The organism is Pseudomonas sp. TWI628 (assembly GCF_039673865.1).
Lineage (GTDB): Bacteria > Pseudomonadota > Gammaproteobacteria > Pseudomonadales > Pseudomonadaceae > Aquipseudomonas.
The window spans coordinates 1-508 of the sequence record NZ_JBDJMM010000072.1; the positions used below are offsets into that span (position 1 = coordinate 1).

The following is a 508-nucleotide window of genomic DNA, read 5'->3' on the forward strand; positions in this document are numbered from 1 at the left end:
GGCATGCTCCACCAGCAGCGAGGTATTGATACCGGTGTTGTGCACCTGTGAAAGCTTGTCCGCGGGCAAGGTCGAGGCAAACTGCCAGGCCTTGCGCCCCATGGCGTCGTAACCAAAGCAACTGGTGAGCTTGCCCTGAGTCCTGTAGACCTCGCGGTGCAGGTCGTCGCGCTCCATGTCGCTGATCACCTGACCATCCAGATTCAACTGGTGCAGGTGCCCGCTGCCGTAGTACAGGTGATTGACCTTGCGGCCATCCGGCAAGGTCAGCGTGGTCAGGTTGCTGAGGGCATCGTACTCATAGTCCAGTGCGCCACTTGGGCTCAGTTCCTGTGTCAGTCGACCTAGCAGGTCATAGCTGTAACCGAGCTCTTCGTCGGTGATACCCAGCTGCTTGCCTGTAGGCGTCGGCTGGCGCTGAATGCTCAGCAAGCGGTCAGCATCGTCGTAGGCGAAGGCTTGCCGCGCATCGCGGTTGACCTTGGCCATCAACCGGCCGATGGCATCG

At 60.4% G+C, this 508-nt stretch carries 1 protein-coding gene; it reads right to left on the minus strand.

What is annotated here, in order from left to right:
- A partial coding sequence (locus ABE528_RS27330) for an RHS repeat domain-containing protein (protein WP_346654635.1) occupies positions 1–508 on the minus strand: 508 nt, incomplete at both ends.